Raw genomic sequence first — 21,662 nt, 5'->3', positions numbered from 1 at the left:
TAAGGCACTGGAGACACATACATGATACCGGAGACAGCAATGTTCGGCATACCGCAGTGGTTGTGGACTATCGCGGTGATCATCGTGAAGATAGCCATTGTGCTGGGCGGTGTGATGCTTCATGTGGCCTATGCAACATATTTTGAGAGAAAGGTAATCGGGCGGATGCAGAACCGCCTTGGCCCTATGGTAGTAGGCCCCTACGGTATATTGCAGCCGATAGCCGACGGCATAAAGTCGTTCTTCAAAGAGGACATCATACCGACCAATGCCGACAAGCCGATATTCTTTATGGCGCCCATACTAGGGCTGATGGCGGCGCTTTCATCGCTGGCGGTGGTGCCGTTTTTTAATGGCTTTGTAGTTGCCAATATTAATATAGGGCTCTTGTTTTTGTTTGCCATGTCTTCCCTGGCCGTCTATGGGGTAATATTAGGCGGGTGGTCGTCTAACTCAAAGTACTCGTTTCTGGGCGCCCTGAGGGCCTCGGCACAGGTCATCAGCTATGAGGTGCCGCTGGGGTTAAGTCTTGTCGGGGTAATGCTGATGGCCGGGTCTTTGAATATCACCGATATAGTAAACGCCCAATCGCGCTACCCGGGCGGGATGTATATCACGGCGCAGTGGCTGGGGTTTTTCGTGTTTGTAGTGTCTGCGATTGCAGAGACCAACAGGTCGCCTTTTGACCTGCCGGAGGCCGAGACAGAGCTTATCGCGGGGTTTTTTACTGAGTACAGCGGTATGCGTTTCGCACTGTTTTTTATGGCTGAGTATACGGGTATGATAATAATGTGTTCTATCGCCGTGCTGTGTTTTCTTGGCGGCTGGACACTGCCTCCGTTTGTTTTAAAGCTGATGCCGTTTCTTGGGGCGGTGCCCGGGGTTGTGTGGTTTGCCATGAAGCTCTATGTGTGTATATTCTTTTATTACTGGATAAGGGCTACGCTTCCCAGATACAGGTATGACCAGCTTATGTCAATCGGGTGGAAGGTGCTGATTCCACTGGCGCTTGTCAATATTGTGATAACCTCTTTAATAAAGATGCTTGTCCACCCAACGGGTACGCCATAGATGATAAACCAGGCATTTTTCTTTTATTTTTCAGCGGTAATAGTGGCAACATCCCTTCTGGCCATTACCAGGAAAAACGTCATGCACGGCGTCTTGTATATGCTGCTCTTGTTTTTCCACATAGCGGGGTTGTATCTGTTTTTAAACGCGGAGTTTATATCGGCAGTACAGGTAATTGTCTATGCCGGGGCTATTATGGTGTTATTCTTATTTGTCATAATGCTGTTAAACCTGCGCGATGATATTCGGAAAAAACAGTTCATCGCAACATGGCCGATGGGGCTGCTGGTAAGTTCCGGCATACTAATGGTAATATTGATGGCGATGCTGACCATTAAGACAGGGGCTCATGGTGTGTGGGGTATCGCCCAGCTAGAGCGTGTAACTCAGACTGTGGCTATCGGGACGGTGATGTATACGCAGTATCTGTTTCCATTTGAAGTAGCGTCATTGGTGCTGTTAGTAGCAATAATCGGGGCAATTGTGCTGGCAAAAAAGAGGATAAAATAAATGGTACCCTTGAACTGGTACATGTGGCTTAGCGGGATTGTGTTTTGCATAGGGATGTTTGGCTTTATCACAAGGCGCAATATCATAATAATGCTCCTGTCAATAGAGATAATGTTTAACGGTGTGAATATAAGCCTTGTAGCGTTGAGCCACTATCTTGAGGATTTGGCAGGGCAGGTGCTGGTGTTTTTTATTATAGCCGTAGCCGCGGCAGAGGCAGCAATAGGGCTTGCCCTTGTAATACTGCTATTTAGAAACAAGGAGACCATAACCGTGGACGACCTTAATGAGTTAAAAGGATAATTAAAGGGATAGTTAATGGATATAACATACTATATACTGATTCCAGCACTTCCGCTTCTGGCCTTTGTGCTGAACATTGTGTTTGGAAAGGCGTTATTTAAGAACCAGGCCCATATAATAGCAACGGCGGCAGTGGCAGTGTCGTTGATTCTTGCTGTGAAGGCATTTATTGCGGCCTCATCGGGGACTGTAATAAATCAGGACCTCTATACGTGGATAGCATCTGGGACGTTTAAGGTCTCGGTGGGATTTTTAGTAGATCAGTTGACGGCCATAATGCTGATTGTGGTAACGTCGGTGAGTTTTCTCGTGCATGTGTATTCAGTCGGCTATATGCACGGTGAGGACGGCTACCCGCGATTTTTCTCTTTCTTGAGTCTGTTTACGTTTTCGATGCTGATGCTGGTTATGTCGAATAATTTCCTGCAGCTCTATTTCGGCTGGGAGGCAGTGGGGCTTTGTTCATATTTTCTGATAGGGTTTTGGTATGAGAAAAAGTCTGCCGCCGATGCCGCAAAGAAGGCGTTTATTGTAAACCGCTTCGGTGATTTCGGATTTGGACTTGGCGTGATAATGATATTTTTAAACTTCGGCTCTCTGCACTACGCAGAAGTCTTTAAAAATCTCGATGTGATAGCCGCTCAAACGGTAATGATTTTAGGCTCTGAGGTGAATCTGGCCACGTTGATAGCCCTGTTGTTATTTTGCGGGGCGGTTGGTAAGTCAGCGCAACTGCCGCTTCACGTGTGGCTTCCCGATGCGATGGAAGGCCCTACACCTGTCAGCGCCCTCATTCACGCGGCAACGATGGTAACAGCGGGGGTATTTTTGGTTGCACGGGCAAACCCTATATTTACTCTGTCGCCTGTGGCGATGAACGTAGTTGCCATAACGGGCGGGCTGACGGCAATATTTGCGGCGACAATAGCCCTGGTGCAAAATGATATAAAGCGTGTTGTGGCGTACTCTACGGTGAGCCAGCTTGGCTATATGTTTGTAGCCTGCGGTGTGGGGGCATTTTCTGCTGGTATATTCCACCTCTACACACATGCGTTTTTTAAGGCCTGTCTGTTTTTATGTGCCGGTTCTGTCATGCACGCAATGGGCGGGGAACTCGATGTGCAAAAAATGGGGGGGCTGAAAAAGTATATGCCCGTAACATACTGGACAATGCTTATTGCCTCACTAAGCATAGCCGGAGTGCCGGGGCTTGCTGGGTTTTTCAGCAAGGATGAGATTCTCTGGAAGGCGCTCTCTTCACACACCCCTGTGGGGAAGTTTGTCTGGATAGTTGGTGTATTAACTGCCCTTATTACGGCATTTTACAGTTTCAGGGTCTTGTTTCTTGCGTTTCACGGCACGTTCAGGGGCACTGAGGAACAAAAACATCATCTGCATGAGTCACCTTCTACGATGACACTGCCGTTGATTGTGTTAAGCATAGGGGCAATTGCGGTGGGCTATGTTGGTGTGCCGCATATACTGGGCGGACATGACTGGATTGCCGGGTTTTTAGGTAAAGTAAACGGCCTTGTAAGGCCTGCGGCAGCACATGCTGAGGCTGAGGCATCGCTTGAGTGGTCTGCTATGATTCTCTCGGTTGTGGCTGCCATTGTAGGTATATCTGCGGCGGCATTTTTCTATATAAGGCGCCCTGAGCTGCCAAAGAAGATTGCAAGTACGTTTGCCCCGATACATAAACTCTTATTTAACAAGTACTATGTGGATGAGCTGTATGGGGTTTTAATTGTAAAACCGTGCTACTGGGTATCAGAAAATGTCCTCAATAAGATTACTGACAAGGTATTTATTGAGGGGATAGTAAACGGGGTACCGGCGTTAGTGGAGTGGTCGGGGCAGAGGCTGCGTAAGATTCAGACCGGCGTGGTGCTGCACTACTCGTTGATAATGGCAGTAGGGGTGTTTTTGCTGGCGGTATTAGTAATCTTAGGGATGGGGCCCAGCAAGTGATAAGAAAAATGATAAGAAAAGGGACATTAAGCGCATGAACGCAAATACGGTATGCCCAGTAGCGCTTGGCCAGTCATATGTGTTGACTGTGGCGATTGTTCTGCCAGTGATAGCGGCGCTTGCCATGCTGTTTATAAACAAGGAACGGCATTCGGCGATAAGATGGTTTGCCCTTCTTGCCACTGTTGCCAACCTTATTGGTGTGACGCCGTTATTTACGAATTTCGATAAGACGAGCGCTCAAATGCAGTTCGTTGCGCAGTACGAGTGGATTAAGGCATGGAATATAAACTACTACGTCGGGGTTGACGGCATAAGCGTATTGTTTGTGCTGCTTTCGGCCATAGTTGCGATATTGTGTGTGATGGTATCGTGGACATCAGTAAAGGACAAGGTAAAGGAGTTTTATATCGCCATTCTGTTAATAGAAGGGGCGATGATAGGGGTATTTTCTGCCTTGGATATGTTTTTGTTTTACATGTTTTGGGAGGCTATGCTGATACCGATGTATCTGTTAATAGGTATATGGGGCGGGCCGAACAGACTGTATGCGGCGATAAAGTTTTTCCTTTATACCTTGACAGGAAGCGTCCTGATGCTTTTAGGTGTGATTGCAATTTACCTGACAACGGGGACATTTGACATGGTCAGGCTTATGAACACACAGTTGCCTGCGAATATGCAGATGCTATTATTCTGGGCATTTTTTGCCGCATTTGCCGTAAAGGTTCCCATGTTTCCGGTACATACGTGGCTTCCAGACGCGCATACAGAGGCGCCTACGGCGGGCAGCGTCATACTGGCGGCCATACTTATTAAGATGGGCGCTTATGGATTTCTCAGATTTTCACTGCCTATGTTTCCCGATGCCTCGCAGTCGATGGCCCCGGTGATGATAGCCCTCTCTGTCATAGGCATAATATACGGCGGCATAATATGTCTCTCACAGACAGATTTAAAGAGGCTCATAGCGTACAGTTCGGTAAGCCACATGGGATTTGTAACGCTGGGGATATTCAGCCTTAATATGCAGGGCATGGAAGGCGGGATTCTTCAGATGATAAATCACGGTGTAATCACCGGAGGATTATTTTTGTGTGTCGGTATGGTGTATGAAAGGAGCCATACGAGGGAAATCGCAGACTATGGCGGGCTGGCAGACGTTATGCCGGTGTTTGCGGCCTTCTTTATGGTCTTTACGTTTGCGTCTGTCGGGCTTCCCGCCACGAACGGTTTCGTTGGGGAGTTTCTGATAATCCTTGGCGGGTTTACGGCAAATAAGACGGCTGGCATATTGTCGGCAACGGGGGTTATCATAGGGGCTGTATATATGTTGTGGCTGTATCAAAGGGTATTTTATACGGACGTAAACGAGAAGATTGCGGGGTTAGGCGATATAACGCTTAGGGAGATGATAACCCTTGTGCCGCTTCTGATACTTGTGTTTTGGATAGGGGTCTATCCAAGCGTATTCACGGGCTTTATGGATGTAAGCGTTGCGCAGCTGCTGGGTAAGCTAAAGGGCGGGAATATGCACACGACGCTTATTCACACACTAAAATAGAGGACTATGAAAAGATTATGGATAAGGACAGAGTGTGGAGGATAAATGCAGATTTCTGAACTAAGGCCGCTTCTTCCAGAGATAATGGTAGCATCGCTGGGGCTTGTCCTGTTGATCGTGGAGGCCTTTGTAAAGAGAAAGGAGGTAGTGGCAGTGCTGGCGTTGCTGGGCGCCTTTGCAGCCTTTTTATCATTAAAATTCTCATCTTTTGGCGTATTATTTAACGGGATGTTTATTTTAGACGGGTATAGTTTCTTTTTTAAGGTCATCTTTTTTGTGAATCTGATATTGTCGGTTCTGATTTCTGTAAGATACCTCAAGACCGAGGACTCATTTCGTGGTGAGTACTACTGTCTGCTGGTGTTTTCAACCTGTGGGATGATGATAATGGCCTCGGCGGGCAATCTGATAACCCTGTATCTGGGGCTTGAGCTGATGGCCTTGAGTACATATGTCCTTGCCGGATTTATCAGGCATGACACAAAATCAACCGAGGCAGCGGTCAAGTACTTCCTTACCGGCGGTTTTTCTACCGCACTGCTTCTCTATGGAATATCGCTTATATACGGTGTTACAGGCTCAATGGACTTAAAAACAATAGCCGTATATATAGCAGGCCACGATGTAACTGGAAACCCAATGGCAGCGATAGCCTTAGTGCTGATTGTCTCGGCATTTGCGTTTAAAATAGCGGCAGTGCCGTTTCATATGTGGGCGCCGGACGTTTACGAAGGCGCGCCTACGCCTGTGACGGCCTTCATGTCGATAGGGCCGAAGGCGGCGGGGTTTGCCGTATTGGGAAGGGTGTTTTTGTATGCCTTTGCACAATTGTCAGTGGAGTGGTCTTCGATGTTGATAGCGCTGTCGATACTTACCATGTGTGTAGGGAATGTAATGGCCCTTGTGCAGACAAATATAAAGAGAATGCTGGCCTACTCATCAGTAGCCCACGCCGGATACGCGTTGATAGGCATAATAGCGGGACAGCCGGAGGGTCTGTCAGCAACGATGAACTACCTGCTTATATACACATTTATGAATATAGGGGCATTTACTGTAGTGCTGCTGTTAAACACGAAGGATTTCAAGGTGTTGCAGATTAGTGACTTTGCCGGGCTTGGCAGGACGCACCCCATAGTGGGCGGGACTATGCTGATATTTATGTTTTCTCTTACGGGGATACCACCGATGGCGGGGTTTATTGGGAAGTTCTATGTGTTTATGTCTGCCGTGAAGAGCGGTTATCTGTGGCTTACGATATTAGCCGTCATATTCAGTGTCATTTCAGCATTTTTCTATCTGAGAATCGTGATGTATATGTATATGAAGGAATCTGAGAGACCGGGGACAGAACTAGTCCATTCAAACACCCTGAGCGTATCGCTTGCCGTGTCTGCCGTATTTGTCCTTATGATTGGGGTTATGCCCGGGCGCTTCTTAGAATTCGCCAGGGCCGCCGTTGAGAGAATCTTACCGTAGATAGGCCGTAAAGTCTTACGTCTTTTGCATCTTTGGTTTCAGATAATAGGCCATTTTCTGATCAGTATCTTTGATATGCTTAACAAGCCAGTCAACGGCCTGATTTTGAGTTGCCGTTACTATGAGGTCTGTAGCCCCATCTTTTTCAAACATGCGTACAAGCGCTGAGTAGCTTTTAAGAAACTCCATGTGTTCTTTTTTATGGTCGTCGTAGTTTGGATAGTGGTAGCGGGTCATAAATTCCTCTTCAGTTTTGAAATGGTCGATGACGTAACCTCCGAGGAATCTCAGGACTTTATGTAGTTCAACTTCCCTTTTTTCAAATTCCATGTTCTCTATGTCCAGGTTGATTAGTGAGCTGATGCGTGCGAATATCTCTTTATGCTGATTGTCGATTTTATCGACGCCTGTTGCCAGGCTGTCACTCCACTGTATTTCCATTGCGTCCCTCCTTATTCTTGGGTCATGCTCTATTGATCGGCGCACAGCCACACCCGTCATCGCAGACCCCTTATTCCCACCGATATAATAGCACAATTTGTTAAAAACTTTAAAGTCAATATGTTATAATGAAAATGATGTTGTGATAAAGGCTAATATGATATTGCAGCGCTTGATGCAAAGCGTTTTGGCAAGCGATAAATCTTAGGAGGGTTATATATATGGCAATTGGTGCAAAGGTCACAGCCGGTTTTTTATTAATAATACTGATGGGGGCAGGGCTTGGAGTTTGGGGTTATATCAATGAAACTAATGGAACGGCATATCTTGTCTTTGCGATAATCATACTTGCAGCTGGTGTTGGCGTGATGTTTTCTGTAAAATCAGGTCTCAATAAACTCATGAAGACGCTCATAAATTTTAAATCGTTTACTGCATCAGGCGCTGACATATCTCAGAAATTAGACGAACGTGCCACTGGAGAACTTGGTGAGGCTGCAAAGACATATAACAAATTGGCTGCAAAATTAACCTCAATGATTGAGGATATTTCGATGCTTAATGAGCGTGTGTCGTCCTCTTCTGACGAACTGCATGAGTTATCCACTGAGACCGCCAGAAATGCCGTAAATCAAACCGAGCAAATAGAGCAAATCGTCAATTCAATGGTTCAGATGAAGGAAACAACTGCTGATTCCGCAGCCAATGCGGTTATAGCCTCTGAATCTGCAAAAAGGGCATCCGAGTTTGCCACTCGTGGTAAAGACGTGGTAGATAAGACAATTAAGAGCATGAACAGTATTAAGCAAAGAACAGAAGACTCTCAAAGGGTGGTGCAGGCCCTTGGGGAGAAGTCCAGGCAAATCGGTGAAATAATCCAGGTCATCAATGACATTGCAGAGCAGACGAATCTCCTTGCCTTAAATGCTGCAATCGAAGCTGCAAGGGCAGGAGAACAAGGACGTGGGTTTGCTGTTGTGGCAGATGAGGTGAGAAAACTTGCGGAGAAAACCTCAACTGCAACAAAAGAGATTTCAGAGATGATATTAACAATACAAGAGAGTACGGTCAGCGCCGTTGATTCAATGAATGAGGCATCTCAGGAGGTGTCCAGCGGTGCGGAATTCATTAATCAGGCGGGTACCACGCTTGTTGAGATCGTTCAAACGAACGATGACGTATCAGAGAAAATAACACGTATAGCCGCTGCAACTGAACAACAATCGGCTACGACAGAGGAGATATCAAGGACAATGGAGCATATATCTCTGTTATCGAACACTGTTACCTCAAATGCACAGAGAACTGCCTCTGCCGCCGGGGAATTATCAGACAATATTGTAAAAAAGATGCAAGATGTCTTATGTCAGTACAAATTCTCGGGAAAGTCAATGTGTATTGAAGACATTGGAGCAAAAATTAACTCCGTACCAGACCTGATGAGCTGGCATACCAGCTACAGCGTCGGCGTAAAAAAATATGATGACGATCATAAAGAGTTAATACATCTGATAAACAAACTTCACGCGGCCATGAAGCTGGGCCTTGGCACTCAGATTCTTGGTGATATATTGGGCGACCTTATAGAGTACACTGCGACACATTTTAAAGATGAAGAACAAGAGATGAAGAGGCTTGGCTATCCAAAACAGGATAGTGATGCACACATCGCTCAACACCATAAATTTGTACAGCAAGCCCTTGAAGTCCAGCAAAAATTTAAAGAAGGCCGTGGTGGATTAACGCTTGATATAATGAGTTTCCTCAAGAAATGGCTTGCTGAACATATAGTCGGCACAGATAAAAAATACATGAGCTTCTTTAACTCTAAGGGTCTTAAATAAGCCCCAGGGCAAACGTATTTGAAAATTTAGGCAGAAATTGCCTAAGCTCTGACCGACACTTTCCTTGATTCCATGGGGTGCTGGCTGGTTTTCTATTATTACGCAGTCTGGTTCGCTGGATTGACCGCATATAGTGCGTTTGCCCTGCAACGGCAATCCTCAACAGCATAAAATATAGAGTGACTTAGTGGCTTCGATAATGTCAAATAACAGTAATGCTGCGTTTTCATTCAGCGCTATTCCCTTTAACTCAAGCGTAGTTAAAAATGCCTTCCAGTCCTGTATTGTCCAAATCCCATTGTTTGTCACGATGAAATCAGCGGCTTCGTTACAAAGCTGGGACATGATATCATCAATTTTTCCTGCCGGAGGCGGCTGCAGCAAGTAGAACTTTTTTAGTGTCTCTATGATTGCCCCAACGTATGGCTCAACCGTCTTTGAAACAAAAAATCCATTTTCTTTAAGAGACATTAAAAGCTCAAGCCAGTCGGTATGTCCCCAGGTTGTCTTATGCCCTGATACAAATGTTAATGCGACAGACAGCGCCGTCTTTATATCTCCATTGACTTTTTTGTGTATATCATTAAATAATTTAAAGTTATTTTTACCGTTTTCCTTAGCACGATACATTGCTGCGTCTGCCTTTTTCAACAGTGATTCTGAATCGTAACCGTCCATCGGATAAAAACTTATCCCTATGCTGGCGCCTATGGCGCAGTACGGGGTGTTGAAATGGAACGGCTTCCCTATTGCCACGAGTGTCTTTAGGGCAAGCGTCTCTGCGTCCCTTCTGTCGGAGAGATTCGTAAGGACAATCACGAACTCATCGCCGCCAAAACGGGCCAGTGTGTCTGAGTCACGTATCTGGTGTTTTAGTCTCTTGCCTACCTCTATTAATACCATATCCCCTGCGTCGTGCCCCATTATGTCGTTAATACATTTAAAACCGTCAAGGTCTATCATAAGCAGGGCAACATCTCTGTTAGTGCGTTTTGCCTGTTTCAGGGCCTGGTCAAGGCGGTCAAAAAACAGAGCGCGGTTGGGAAGTCCTGTCAGGTAATCGTAGTGAGCCAGTTCTTTGAGCTTGCTTTCCATTTTGTGTTTATACAGGGCTATTTCGATGTTGGTCTTCAGGTCTTTGTCTTCAAACGGTTTTATCACATAACCAAAAGGCTCTGATAGCTTTGCCCGTTCCAACGTAGCCTCGTCCGAGTGGGCGGTGAGATAAACTATGGGGATATTAAAGCGCGTCTGAATTTCACAGGCGGTCTCAATGCCGTCCATTGCCCCCTGGATTTGTATATCCATGAGGACCAGGTCTGGCCTGTCCTGCTCTGCCTTTATTACAGCCTCCTCTGAGGTAAACACTGCCGATGTTACAGTATATCCTATCTGTTCCAGCGTGGCCTGTATGTATGCGCTGCTAATCCCCTCGTCCTCTACAATCATAATTCGTTTCATAATGTTTTAAAACTCCTTTTACTTAGACTGACTTTCAAATTGGATTATAAACTTAGTGCCGTGCGTCCTGTCTAATTCGATTGTCCCACTGATTTGTCTTACCAGTATATTCACTATGTGCAGCCCCAAACTTTTTGTGTGTCTGAAGTCCACATCTTCTGGGAAACCAACGCCGTTGTCCGATATTACCATCTCAAATTTACCGTTTTCTTTGGCGTCAATAGATATATCAATTTTGCCGATTATTTTGTCCGGGAAGGCATACTTTAAGATATTTGTAAAAAGTTCATTTACAATCAACCCACATGGAACTGCAATATCTACACCGATTATGACATTTTCTATTGACAGGTTTAACGTCACACTGCCTCTGTCAACGCCGAAAGAGCTGAACAGGTCATTTGAAAGACTTAATATGTATTTTTTAAAATCAACATCGGCAAGCCCTTTTGAGCCGTAGAGTTTATCGTGAACCAGGGCGATAGACTTAATTCTATTCCTTGTTTCGTTAAACATTGCCTTGTAGGTCTCATCTGTTATGTAATTGAGTTGAAGCCCAATAAGTCCTGCAACTATTTGCAGGTTGTTCTTGACACGGTGATGGATTTCCCGCATGAGCATCTCTTTTTCCTTGATAGATTGCAGTAAATAATTCTCATATTTCTTGCGCAGCGTTATATCGCTTGCGTATATGGCTATGCCTCTGACATTGTGTTCACTGTCGAAAACAGGATACATATTGGTTAAACAGGTAGATTCACCCCGTATATTTTCAAAGGTTACCGGTAAGCCCATGCTTATGACCTCATCAAGGTGTCCCTTTTTTGCTTCAAAAACATCTGGCGTGAGCAGGTCTCTGAAATTTGTTCCAATAATATCGCTGACATTTTTTTGTTTGTCTGTACTGAAACGCCTTGCAAATGTATCGTTTGCCGTGATAAATTTGCCGTTTATATCAATGAGACAGACGCTTTCCGTGATGGCGTTCATAAGCGCTGTCATATTTGCCTCGGCTGCCCGGCAGGCCTCTTCAATCTCTTTTCTCAATGTTATATCGCGCAGCGTTCCGATCATTGCAACAGGCTTGCCGTCAGAGTTATTAACTATGCTGGCAGCCAGCCATCCCATATATTGAGCGCCGTCCTTCTTTTCGCATAAAATCTCACCTTCCCATACCCCTTTGACATAGATAGAGGGTATGATAACATTTACGGCAAAATACTTGTCCGCAACTAATTTAACCACATCCATGCCAATACTTTCCTCTGTGGAATAGCCGGTCATCTGAGCGGCTGCCTTGTTTGTGTAGATTATTTTCCCTTCCATATTGACAATATGTACACAGTCAATTGTCTCTTCTATCGCCTGTGAGAACAGCCGTAATCTGTTCTCCATATCCTTGCGTTTGGTTATATCGCGGAATATTCCCAGTCTTGATATGCTGCCGTCCAGATTTGTTATAGGCGTTTCAATTACATCATAGGTCTTGCCGGACAGATGAGAGATAAATTCCCTGCGTATTATCTCACCAAGAAACACCTTGTTAATTTCGCACCACTGGCAGCGCTCCGCTGCGCCGTTGAGATACGTGTAGCACTTTCTTGTTTCAAATTGACCAAAGTCCCTGATGGCTGCGTTGTTTGCGTATTCAACCATAAGGTCACACCGCACAAGGACAATACAATCCTGCATACTGTCCAGGATGTTTTGCATTTTATTCCGTTCGTAGTCGAGCGCACTCTGTGCTGCCTTTGCCTCAGAAATGTCGTAACCGTAAAGATTTACATAGTTATGATTGGGTATGGGCGCCACGCTAAAGCGAAACAGCCTGTCGTTTACGGGCATTTCAACAGTTTTCACTTGTCCTGAGTCCAGCACATCAGTGATTAGCTGAAGCCATGTATCTTTGTCAGCAGTCAAACCATCTCCCTTGTCCTGAAAACCCAAATAGCCAAGCAGCGGCTTAGCAGCCTTGTTCGTATAGAGGACGCTCAGTCCGATGCAAATGCGTATCACAGGGTTTGGATTTTCAGCCGGGAACCTTGCCACGCTTTCCCTTTCCTCTTCGGCCTGCCTGCGCTTATCATCAGAATTATTTATAGATAAGGCCGAGCGTAAAAATATACTGGTTACTATAATTGTTACGATGATGGTTTGAAATGCCTCCATTTGCGGCCTGTCATAAAAACCTGATTGCCAGCCGAAGGTTAGAACAGTTTCTACCAACAAAGGCGACAGGGCCATGGCGGCAAAGAGACGGCGTGCTATTGCGCTGCCGGGGCTGTCTTTAACAAAAAAAATCATTATTCCCTTGTCTGGCCGCGCAAGGAGTATTCCTGTTGCTGCTGCTACAAATGCTATCGATGTGTGTGACGCAATGGCCGTTAGTTTTTGTGATAGTCTGAGCCATGAATTGATGCTATAAACATAACCAAATACACTTAGTATGCCAATCACAAGTGCGGCAATCGCAAGAAGCTGCGACGGTCTGATTCTCCTGTGTAATTCTGTGTCTATCATAAACAGGGCAGTTCCAAGCAGTAAGAATTCTACTGCCGTAACCGGAGACATCCTGCCAGGACTTGACGTCATAACAGGATTAGGAATGTCATTAATCAATGCCTGATCAATCCCGATATCAAAACTAAAAATATATTCTAAGAGGGTCAAAAATCCTGTCAAAGCGGCAGTCAGGGCAAAAGACTTAGAAATAAACCGCGTCCGGCTTGTGGCTCTGTCTGTTTGTATCAACCACAATGATATACCCGTTAAGACAAATGCAATGGCAGTGTTTGCCTTCATTGATACAGGACTTAAATAAGGTTTCGTCAAGACTTCAATGTTAAAAATCCAGCCGACAAGCACCACAATGCCACAGGCAGTGACAGCAACAGAGGCAATGCCGGAGATGGTTCTTGATAAATCTACTGCAGAGGCCGAGATTTGCGTACTGTCATGGCGCACCCCCAGCACACTCTGATTCACGGGAAACATAACGGCGATACCTCCCTTGACTTACCTATAGTAACACATCGATGCGTAAATAGCAAACTGCCGAATTGCCTCACGAAAAAACTGTAACGATTTAATGATATTTAATGCTGTGATATATAAGATTAAAACAGCCTGACTATTACTTCATCCCCTTTCTGGAGTCCTCGCTTTTCAGCCGGAATTTTTATCAGACCGTCGGCCTGTACGAGTGCAGAGATGAGACCGGATTTGCTTAGTAAAGGCTGTGCAAAAAGCTCTCCGCCGTTGTTTAAGACCTTAATCCAGATAAAGTCAGTTCTTGCCGGTTGTGAGGCAATATTTGACGTGAGCCTTGCCCTTAAAATATCTTTGGATGATTCATCTGCCAATTCTCCCTTAAGCCGCCTTAAGACCGGCTTAATAAACACCTCAAAGCTGACAGTCACAGCTGCCGGATGCCCTGGGAGGCCAAATACTGGGATTCCATTAACAGAACCGGCTATGAGGGGTTTTCCCGGCTTTACGGCAACGCCGTGAAACACGACGCCAGGGCGCCCAAGGCTGTCAATAATCCTCGCAGTCATGTCCAGGGTACCAACGCTGCTGCCGCCGGTGATTAAGACCATCTGAGATGTTTTAACGGCCTCTGTGACAATGTCGTGTATGGTATCGTAGTCGTCCCTGAATATACCTTTTCGTGCTGGGACTGCGCCGTTATTGAGGAGCAGACCGCTTAAGTTATATGAATTAATATCCCTGACCTCTGCGCCATTAAGCGGTACTCCCGGCGGGATAATCTCATCGCCTGTTGAAATTATGGACACAACAGGTCTTTTATATACCCATGTCTCGCTGATGCCGACAGCGCAGAGCGCCCCCATGTCCTGTGGCCTGAGCTTGTGACCGGGGTGAAGAAGGACTGCACCCTTGTGGATGTCTTGCCCGGCCTGAATGACATTGTCACCGGGGGCAAGGGCCTTTAATACCTCGATGTCCGCCTCACCAAATGGCTGCGTGTGTTCAAACATCAGGACTGCGTCTGTGCCGTCTGGGAGCATTCCACCGGTTGGGATTTTTGCAGCTTCACCATGCTTGATATAAAAATTCGGGGTCTTACCCATGAATACTTCATTAGTTATTTTAATATATGCAGGCAAAGTCTCTGTTACACCGAATGTATCCTCCGCCCTTAGTGCGTATCCATCCATCGTAGAACGAGCGAAATGAGGCACATCTTCAGCCGATGTAATTGTCTCGGCCAGGATTCTCCCACAGATGTCCTCAACGGGCATTCTTTCCTTTTCGGGTATGACAACTGCGACATTATCTAACAGTTCGAGGGCCTTTTGTAACGGGATTACATCTCCCCTGCCAAGCATATCAATCATAAGAGGTTACTTTAGTGATGTGAATCATTTTGAAAAAATTTTTTATAAATCGAGCCATGCACTATTTCACCTGCTGGCCTGTAATTTGTGACCGAAGAGTCCCGCCCGTTTGCTATGACATCAACGATACGCTTAAGGGATGTGTCAGTCAGGTCTTTAATGGCCGCAGTTGGCGGGCTGCAACTGACAAAGAACGATTTCTCAAACAGGTTGACAAAAGACATTGATGTAAACAGTGACATAAAGACAAGGCTCTTGAAGATTCTTTTGTTGGCCTTGTAGGAGAAAAAGGTGTTACAGATGGAGTTTTCCAGGAATTCGTCGTTGCGTTTCTGGACTGAGCGTTTAATGGCCACTGCCTGAAGCCAGTATTTTTTGTTTATAAGGCTGTCGGCCTTGATTTCGTACATTGTGTGTTCAATGTTCTTTTTTTCTTTTGTAAGGATTTCATGGCAGACCGTATCGGCTGCGAGGTGGCAGAGGTAGCCGTAGCTGAATGCCTTTTGCTGGTTGTTGTGTGCGTTGTCTAAAATTGCGAAGCCGAATTCCCAAGAGTGGGAACTCCCGTTTTGCGGGAGGTATTTTTTACCGAGGACGACATCGGCTATGATGTTTCCGTAGAGGAAATCCTCTTTGAATTTCTTAATAATCACATATATGGCAGGGGGAAGGAGATATGGAAAGGACAGGACTTCGTTACCCAGATACATATGGGTCAGAGGCCCCCACGCGTAACCCGCCGTCGGTATAGCTATAAATCCCAGAACGACAAATATGAACAGCAGCATTGTCCTTATATTTTATAACATTCCTAATCAAAATAGCAAAAATTGGGACACATCCAAATTCTGTCACGAATCATCGCCTTCATTCCTATAGGAAGATAGAATCAACCAGATCCGGCATCATCAAGTGGGTAGCCGCCATGCTTGTGGCACAGGCCGGAGTTATAGCGCCATCATACGTGTCTTGGCCTTAGACCTCTAAGACCTAAGCAACAAGATTAATCCCACTTCCACATCAGTATTTATGCTGCACACAAGAACATGCTCTGTAACACTCGTAAATGGCCTAAATTTTACATTTCCGTAGCATAATGATTGGTTGGGGTCTGAGAGAGTCAACCCCCTATATTTATAAAGTACTTTAAAAGCGGGCGACGGGATTCGAACCCTTTGGCACGGCGATATTATCCTTTAATATCAATAGGTTGTAATTAGTGATTTCCGTTTGGTGACACTTTGGTGACAGTCGTAATCTCTTTTACCTTGTCTTTTAGCGTTATCTTGTCAAATCCTGACTTCAACCCGTCTATGTTTTCGTGCATATATCGCTCAGTCATTTTAATTGAGCTGTGTCCTAAAATTTTAGATATAATAAATGGCGACACATTCTGATTAGCAAGCTGACTGCCTACGCTATGTCTCGTTGCGTCATAGAGCCTTAATTTTTCTGATAGATTGCCTTTAGCTCTCGCCCGTTCCCAAATCCTTGAAAATGTGCGTGACGCATAATGATTGCCAGTTTTAGGATTCAAGAATACAAAGGCTTCTGGGTGATTGTTGCAACGCTCAATAAAAAAGTCTTTCATCTCAGGATGTATAGGAATAATTGACGGCTTTGCGCCTCGGCCTTTACGTCTATTCCTCAAAACATCTCCAGAAAAGGTTGAACTAATTATTATAACTTGCCTATTTATATCAATATCTTTGACCTTTAATGCCCGTGCCTCTGATGGCCTGCAACCATGCAACATGAGAAATGCAATTATGTCTCTATCCCCATCGTTGATAAGAGATAATACTTTTATCTGGTCTTCTGAACCAAGCCATGTAAAGGCATAAGGTTGTACTTCGATTGCAGGGAATGACGGGATAGACGACAATACCTCTAAGTCTGTTCTCAGCCACGTAAGGAATGTTTTGAAGTTATCTATAATATTTTTCACTGTTTTTCCGCTGAGATTGTTTCCTTCAAGAGATTGCATATAGTTTATTATATCAATCTTGCGAATCTCCCTTACGTCAGTTGTGCTGAAAAAAGCCTTATGAATTCTTATAAATCGCTTGTAATCATTCTTATATGACGGGGCGACTATCTTTAGTTTGGCTTCAAGAAATTGGTCAAGCAATGTGGACGCCCAATATTTTGAGAGTTCGGCTTTGACATACTTGGACGAGTCAAATGTGAATGTATCTATCTCATGTTGGATTGTTGCCTGTAAATTTAACGCCCTCTGATAAGAATCAAGTGCCAGCCCTGATTTATCACAGAACAGCCTTATGCGCTTACCTTGCCAGTTTAAATCGAGATAGAATTTCTTAGGCGTGGTTTTACAGTTACGGCAGACATACCCCAGTTTTTTGACATGCTCAAAGGACTCCCCGCAATTCGGGCATTTATCTTTGACTCTGATTGTGCCTTTCATTCTATCTTCTCCGCTCTCATTGAGAAGATATACTAAAAGCGTAGGGTCTGTCAACGCTGCCGATTTAGCGTGCATGTCTCATCTACCCGCAAACCTCTGGCGAAGAGAAAAGTATCGGCGTTTCCACTGTGATTTCAACAGGAATTTCAGCTAAAGCTACTGCCTGCATATAGAGATAAAGAACCCGCTCTTTGGCCTGAATAAATCTCTGCATGTCTTCATTTTCCATAGCCGCGTTCATTTGCCGTAGGGAAGTTTGTAAATCAGCGTTTAGCTCCGGCCATGCCTCAATATTTACCGCCGGAAGTTCACTGAGGCGCTTGTTGAGGTCTCGATACTCGTCTTTCAAAATATCCCGCACCGGTCGAACAGTGCCCTGTTTTATAAGTCCAAGCAAAAACTCATTATTCGCCACTTTAAAAGGTTGACCGGCATTTATTAAGACTTCGCCTTTGGGTGTCTTTATCCTCATAGGTATCAAAGCTGCGTATCTCAAAATTCCACCTCACAATCAGTTTCTAAAGATAAAATATTATCGTCAGAGGACTGCCCGCACTCGATACTACTATCTACTGGCCTCAAAGACGTAGTATTTACGCCGGTATTTGCAGGTAGAGAGTTGGTAGAGAGTGATAGATAGTTGCCGGTATCTACTAAGTCGCTACCGGAGTCGCTACCTATGGAACATGGTGTATTCTCTGGTTCTGTGCAAGAGGTAGATAGTGGTAGAGGCTCTGCGTACATATCAGAAGAAATATTATTGTATCCCTTCAGCAGAGTATCAAAATCGCGTCTAACCAAAATAATTTGAGAACGTCCGTTAACCTTTCGTTTGTTGAACCCTAAGGCTTTCAACTTCCCGCCAATATATTGACTTGAGAATTTGTCCTTTTCAGCTCTATTTTCGTTGAGTTTTTCCTCTATATCAGCAACTTTTATAATCCATGTTGCCTTATCAGTTGGTGATAGCTCTTCAAGAATAGAGACAATCTTCCCATCTATGCTCTCTTTCCTATCCTCAACTCTCTGCCTTGCTATCTCAATGAAGGCTTCTTTCAACTCATCAAATCCCTCAGGATAAACCATACTACAGACCTGTAAGAGAGGTTGTGTAATATCCCATAGCCGCCCCGTCAGTTCCGGTATATGTTTTACAATCGGCAGAGATTTATCCATAACGCGCGCCCTCCAAGCTATCAAGCGTGCTTTTAGTGGCAAACCCTTTTCCTGTGTGGGATTTTCATATTCACCAGGCTTATTTGGCATTGAGGTATTAAGACAACGGGTGTCAAGTATTTTATGTATGTTCTGATTAGTCGCTATGATTGTGGGGCCGTAAATATCGTAATGAACCATATCCTGAAATGCCCCCTTTTCTGGATAGATAACCCTGGCGGCCTTTGCCCCTTTTTCGTATCGTCCAAGTAGAATATCTTCTGCACCATTTTTTACGGCCTTTGTCCACAAATCCATCATGTCAAAAAACAGGGTTGCCCTAAGATTTTCGGAGTATCGAAAGATGTTAGCCTCACGCAAGTCAACGAGGTGAACTCCTCTGAATGCCACGTATATAATAGATTTGCCCGTTCGAGATTTGCCCCGCTCCGGCACAGCATAGAAAAGCAACATCGGCATATAGTGTATGTCAGGAAAGTCCTGTAGATATGTCAAAAACACAAAACACGCCACAATGAGCCACTGTTTAAACTCTAAGAACGAGAACCTCTTCAAATATACCAATAGGTCGTTGAATAGTCCTTTATCCTCTTTTTTGTAGCATTCGATAATATCTTCACCTCGTACCAGCGAAAACGGTATGTCTTCCTTGCTTGGTGGTGAAAACGTAGTAGTGTCTATATCGTGGCTTTTCGACAGTCGAAATTCCTCCCCGTCCTTGATGAGATATGAGGGATTTCCTTCGTCGTCTGCAACCACATCAACAAGTCCGGGAAAGTTCATGCTAAGGATAGAAAATCCTGTCTTAACGTTGTCATCTTTTCTGATTTTTTTGATGTCGTTTTGGATTGCCCGCTTGGCGATGTTATGCGTTTTTGCAAGCAACCCTACAAAAAAGGCACGTTCTGTATCGCTCTGGATTTCGGCAATTTCCAGTATCAGCCCTGCAATGTCCTCAAATGTGGATTCCTTAATTCTTTCCGGTAAGGAATTAGCCATGTCAGCCGTTTCCTCAAAGCCGTTCGAATTTATTGTGAATGTTTTCATATGAGCCTCCATACCACTAAATCACGATGAGTTACTAAACATATCTTCTCTTCTTTGGCTTTCTCTACCATCTGCGGGTTGTACTGCTGTGTGGAGTATGGCAGTATATAGCGAATTTCTATAGCGTATTTGCCGTCAAAGGCTCTGGCGAAGTGGAAAATGTGGTCTTCGTAAACCATGTCCTTATACTGTGTCGGCTGTATGACAACGGCGATACGCTTCACCTTTCGTTCGATAAGCTCTTTGATAAAACGCTCCATTGTGGCATAGAAATCGTCCAGCGACATATTGCCAAGACATTCATTTTCGTCAGAATACATACCTTCGGCCTGCTTCCAATATGGTGGGTCGAGAAATACGAAATCCGGCTCAAAGCGTGGGTACAAGTCTTTTCTAAATGATATATCTTTAATGGCTATCTTCATTATTCGCTTCCCCCTCTGACGTTCTGGCCACGAAGAGCCATCATCTGAGCCCTGAGCTGTCTTAATGACGATACAAAATCTAAAACTGGTACTGACTCATTCGAGTTATAAGCCATCGCCTGACAATAAACTTTGTCATTAGCGGGAAGTTCAAAGGTAACGTGATTGCCATTGATGGTTAATTCAGGTTTGAATCCCTTTAATGAAAGAAATGCGGTTAAGTTGATGTCGTGGATTGGAATTCTCTTGTTTTTTGCCATGTCATACCTCTTTTTCTTGTCAAATATAGCTCATAATTAAGCTATATTCAGCATGACACACAAATATATTGAGATACCAGAAATATAAGGAGTATGCTTATTTTGCAGAAATCTAAAGTAATACTTTATATTCCATGTCGTCGATTAGCCGTTTGGCAGTCTTGGCATAATTTTCAATAGTCTTTTCGCTAAACGAGTCCTTATCTCCAACAACTATTTCATCGATTAGCTTTGAAGCAGTCTTTCCATAATTTTCAATAGCCTCTTCACCAGACAAAATTTCACCTTCATTGACTATTGAGTGTCTTAAAATCTCAGAAATCTCTGGGTAAGGAAGTCCTGTTTTACGCAAATCGTATGCCATAAGGCAGTATTTCCATTTATCGACTCTACTTCTCGTGATTTTTCCAATCAAGTGAATATCTAAATGCTGCTCAAGTTGTCGCATGATTTCCCTCTTGGTAAGCCTCAAGTCAATTCTTAGCAGAAGAGAATCTCTATCAGGTTTGAAATTTCTTATCGGCTCTGAATTACCTATCTTCTTATCGCTTATTGAGCTTAAGATTTGTTCCCCGTGCATGTCGTAGTAAAATTCTGGGAAAAGGTATTTAAAAATTAATAATGGTGATACATCCCTTATAACCCAGTCATCATCGCAATTATGGTCTTGCATATAAATAGTATCATATTTCTCGTTCTTCAATGTTTCCCAGCTTTTCTGAAAAAAGTTTTTTAGTTCGCTCTCAATCCTATCTTTACTAAAAATTCGGTAGGCTTTAATGCGGTTAGGACTAATGACATTTATTATTCTTATGCCGTTATCCATATAAGAACCTACATTAGTAAGAATAACTCCATATTTATTATACATTTCATTTTGTGCAATCGCAGCATCTGTTGCGTCTTGAGCTTCTTGTGGCTCGTTATCTTCTAACTTCTGCGTTAACCCTCTAAACATTTCGCTTATCTTATCAACAACTTCGTGGTTTCTCTTGTCTATTGCTTGACCTTTCACTAATAACTCTATTGCTTCCAGTGTATCTAATATAGGATTTGAAGGGACACTTTCTGGTGCGACAAACTTATTCTTGGTTTGCTCAGAAACTAATTGCCTTAATGACATTACCCTATCATAATCACGCTGAAAACTATCGTTTCTCGATAAAAAAGCTGAAATCCAGCCGTCGATTGAAGCAGTGTCAAGATAATCGTACATAGAGGGGTCAAAGCGCAATACTGTGCGGTACAGGAATTGCTTAACAATTTACGGTAGAGGTTGAGAGCAGTCCTAAAGCTACAATTATCAGCACATCTTATAATT

General features: G+C 44.3%; 18 protein-coding genes. 7 read left to right on the top strand and 11 right to left on the bottom strand.

Features of this window, described 5'->3' with window-relative positions; genetic code table 11:
* Positions 1–21: 21 nt before the first annotated feature.
* From nuoH to ASN18_RS03015, 6 genes are read left to right on the top strand one after another with little or no spacing between them, the layout of a single operon-like run.
* Positions 22–1,071: an NADH-quinone oxidoreductase subunit NuoH gene (gene nuoH, locus ASN18_RS03040; protein ID WP_236861472.1), complete on the top strand. Its 1,050-nt coding sequence runs from the start codon at positions 22–24 to the stop codon at positions 1,069–1,071.
* Positions 1,072–1,581, top strand: a complete 510-nt coding sequence (locus ASN18_RS03035) for an NADH-quinone oxidoreductase subunit J family protein (RefSeq protein ID WP_085051133.1) — start codon at positions 1,072–1,074, stop codon at positions 1,579–1,581.
* On the top strand, positions 1,582–1,884 hold the full coding sequence (gene nuoK / locus ASN18_RS03030; protein WP_085051132.1) for an NADH-quinone oxidoreductase subunit NuoK: 303 nt from the start codon (positions 1,582–1,584) through the stop codon (positions 1,882–1,884).
* A gap of 15 nt (positions 1,885–1,899) precedes the next feature.
* Positions 1,900–3,855 (top strand): NADH-quinone oxidoreductase subunit L, encoded by a 1,956-nt coding sequence (nuoL, locus tag ASN18_RS03025; RefSeq protein WP_085051131.1) that lies wholly within the window; start codon positions 1,900–1,902, stop codon positions 3,853–3,855.
* Between the two features lie 34 nt (positions 3,856–3,889).
* Complete coding sequence (locus tag ASN18_RS03020; RefSeq protein WP_085051130.1) at positions 3,890–5,419, top strand: NADH-quinone oxidoreductase subunit M; 1,530 nt, start codon at positions 3,890–3,892, stop codon at positions 5,417–5,419.
* A 45-nt stretch (positions 5,420–5,464) separates the two neighbouring features.
* The gene (locus tag ASN18_RS03015) at positions 5,465–6,898 is read left to right on the top strand and encodes an NADH-quinone oxidoreductase subunit N (RefSeq protein ID WP_085051129.1); all 1,434 of its coding nucleotides are present in this window, start codon (positions 5,465–5,467) and stop codon (positions 6,896–6,898) included.
* 15 nt (positions 6,899–6,913) lie between these two features.
* Here the strand turns inward: ASN18_RS03015 and ASN18_RS03010 are convergent, their stop codons facing one another.
* On the bottom strand, positions 6,914–7,339 hold the full coding sequence (locus ASN18_RS03010; protein ID WP_236861471.1) for a bacteriohemerythrin: 426 nt from the start codon (positions 7,337–7,339) through the stop codon (positions 6,914–6,916).
* A 221-nt stretch (positions 7,340–7,560) separates the two neighbouring features.
* Here ASN18_RS03010 and ASN18_RS03005 point away from each other — a divergent pair, with 221 nt between their 5' ends.
* Positions 7,561–9,183: a bacteriohemerythrin gene (locus tag ASN18_RS03005; RefSeq protein ID WP_085051127.1), complete on the top strand. Its 1,623-nt coding sequence runs from the start codon at positions 7,561–7,563 to the stop codon at positions 9,181–9,183.
* 159 nt (positions 9,184–9,342) lie between these two features.
* Here ASN18_RS03005 and ASN18_RS03000 read toward each other — a convergent pair whose 3' ends face one another.
* The 10 genes from ASN18_RS03000 to ASN18_RS02955 all read right to left on the bottom strand — a co-directional run bounded on the left by ASN18_RS03000 (position 9,343) and on the right by ASN18_RS02955 (position 21,557).
* Positions 9,343–10,644 carry a diguanylate cyclase domain-containing protein gene (locus ASN18_RS03000; protein ID WP_085051126.1) on the bottom strand — a complete coding sequence of 434 codons (1,302 nt, stop codon included), beginning with the start codon at positions 10,642–10,644 and terminating at the stop codon, positions 9,343–9,345.
* A gap of 18 nt (positions 10,645–10,662) precedes the next feature.
* Positions 10,663–13,638, bottom strand: a complete 2,976-nt coding sequence (locus ASN18_RS02995) for a PAS domain-containing sensor histidine kinase (RefSeq protein ID WP_085051125.1) — start codon at positions 13,636–13,638, stop codon at positions 10,663–10,665.
* A 122-nt stretch (positions 13,639–13,760) separates the two neighbouring features.
* Positions 13,761–15,005 (bottom strand): molybdopterin molybdotransferase MoeA, encoded by a 1,245-nt coding sequence (locus ASN18_RS02990; RefSeq protein ID WP_085051124.1) that lies wholly within the window; start codon positions 15,003–15,005, stop codon positions 13,761–13,763.
* A gap of 11 nt (positions 15,006–15,016) precedes the next feature.
* The gene (locus ASN18_RS02985) at positions 15,017–15,793 is read right to left on the bottom strand and encodes a zinc dependent phospholipase C family protein (protein WP_085051123.1); all 777 of its coding nucleotides are present in this window, start codon (positions 15,791–15,793) and stop codon (positions 15,017–15,019) included.
* A 428-nt stretch (positions 15,794–16,221) separates the two neighbouring features.
* Complete coding sequence (locus tag ASN18_RS02980) at positions 16,222–17,508, bottom strand: tyrosine-type recombinase/integrase (RefSeq protein WP_085051122.1); 1,287 nt, start codon at positions 17,506–17,508, stop codon at positions 16,222–16,224.
* Between the two features lie 7 nt (positions 17,509–17,515).
* Positions 17,516–17,929 carry a hypothetical protein gene (locus ASN18_RS02975; protein ID WP_085051121.1) on the bottom strand — a complete coding sequence of 138 codons (414 nt, stop codon included), beginning with the start codon at positions 17,927–17,929 and terminating at the stop codon, positions 17,516–17,518.
* Positions 17,926–19,656 carry a hypothetical protein gene (locus ASN18_RS02970; protein WP_085051120.1) on the bottom strand — a complete coding sequence of 577 codons (1,731 nt, stop codon included), beginning with the start codon at positions 19,654–19,656 and terminating at the stop codon, positions 17,926–17,928. The genes ASN18_RS02975 and ASN18_RS02970 overlap by 4 nt, the downstream gene beginning before the upstream one ends.
* Positions 19,653–20,081 (bottom strand): hypothetical protein, encoded by a 429-nt coding sequence (locus ASN18_RS02965; protein ID WP_085051119.1) that lies wholly within the window; start codon positions 20,079–20,081, stop codon positions 19,653–19,655. Before ASN18_RS02965 ends, ASN18_RS02970 begins: the two co-directional genes overlap by 4 nt.
* Positions 20,081–20,341, bottom strand: a complete 261-nt coding sequence (locus ASN18_RS02960) for a hypothetical protein (protein ID WP_085051118.1) — start codon at positions 20,339–20,341, stop codon at positions 20,081–20,083. Before ASN18_RS02960 ends, ASN18_RS02965 begins: the two co-directional genes overlap by 1 nt.
* 112 nt (positions 20,342–20,453) lie before the next feature.
* Entirely contained in the window at positions 20,454–21,557 is a 1,104-nt protein-coding gene (locus ASN18_RS02955) for a hypothetical protein (RefSeq protein ID WP_085051117.1), read from the bottom strand.
* Positions 21,558–21,662 lie beyond the last annotated feature (105 nt).

Source organism: Candidatus Magnetominusculus xianensis (assembly GCA_001541255.1).
GTDB lineage: Bacteria > Nitrospirota > Thermodesulfovibrionia > Thermodesulfovibrionales > Magnetobacteriaceae > Magnetominusculus > Magnetominusculus xianensis.
The sequence above is the reverse complement of the archived record's forward strand: the minus strand, read 5'-3'. Positions and strand labels throughout refer to the sequence as shown.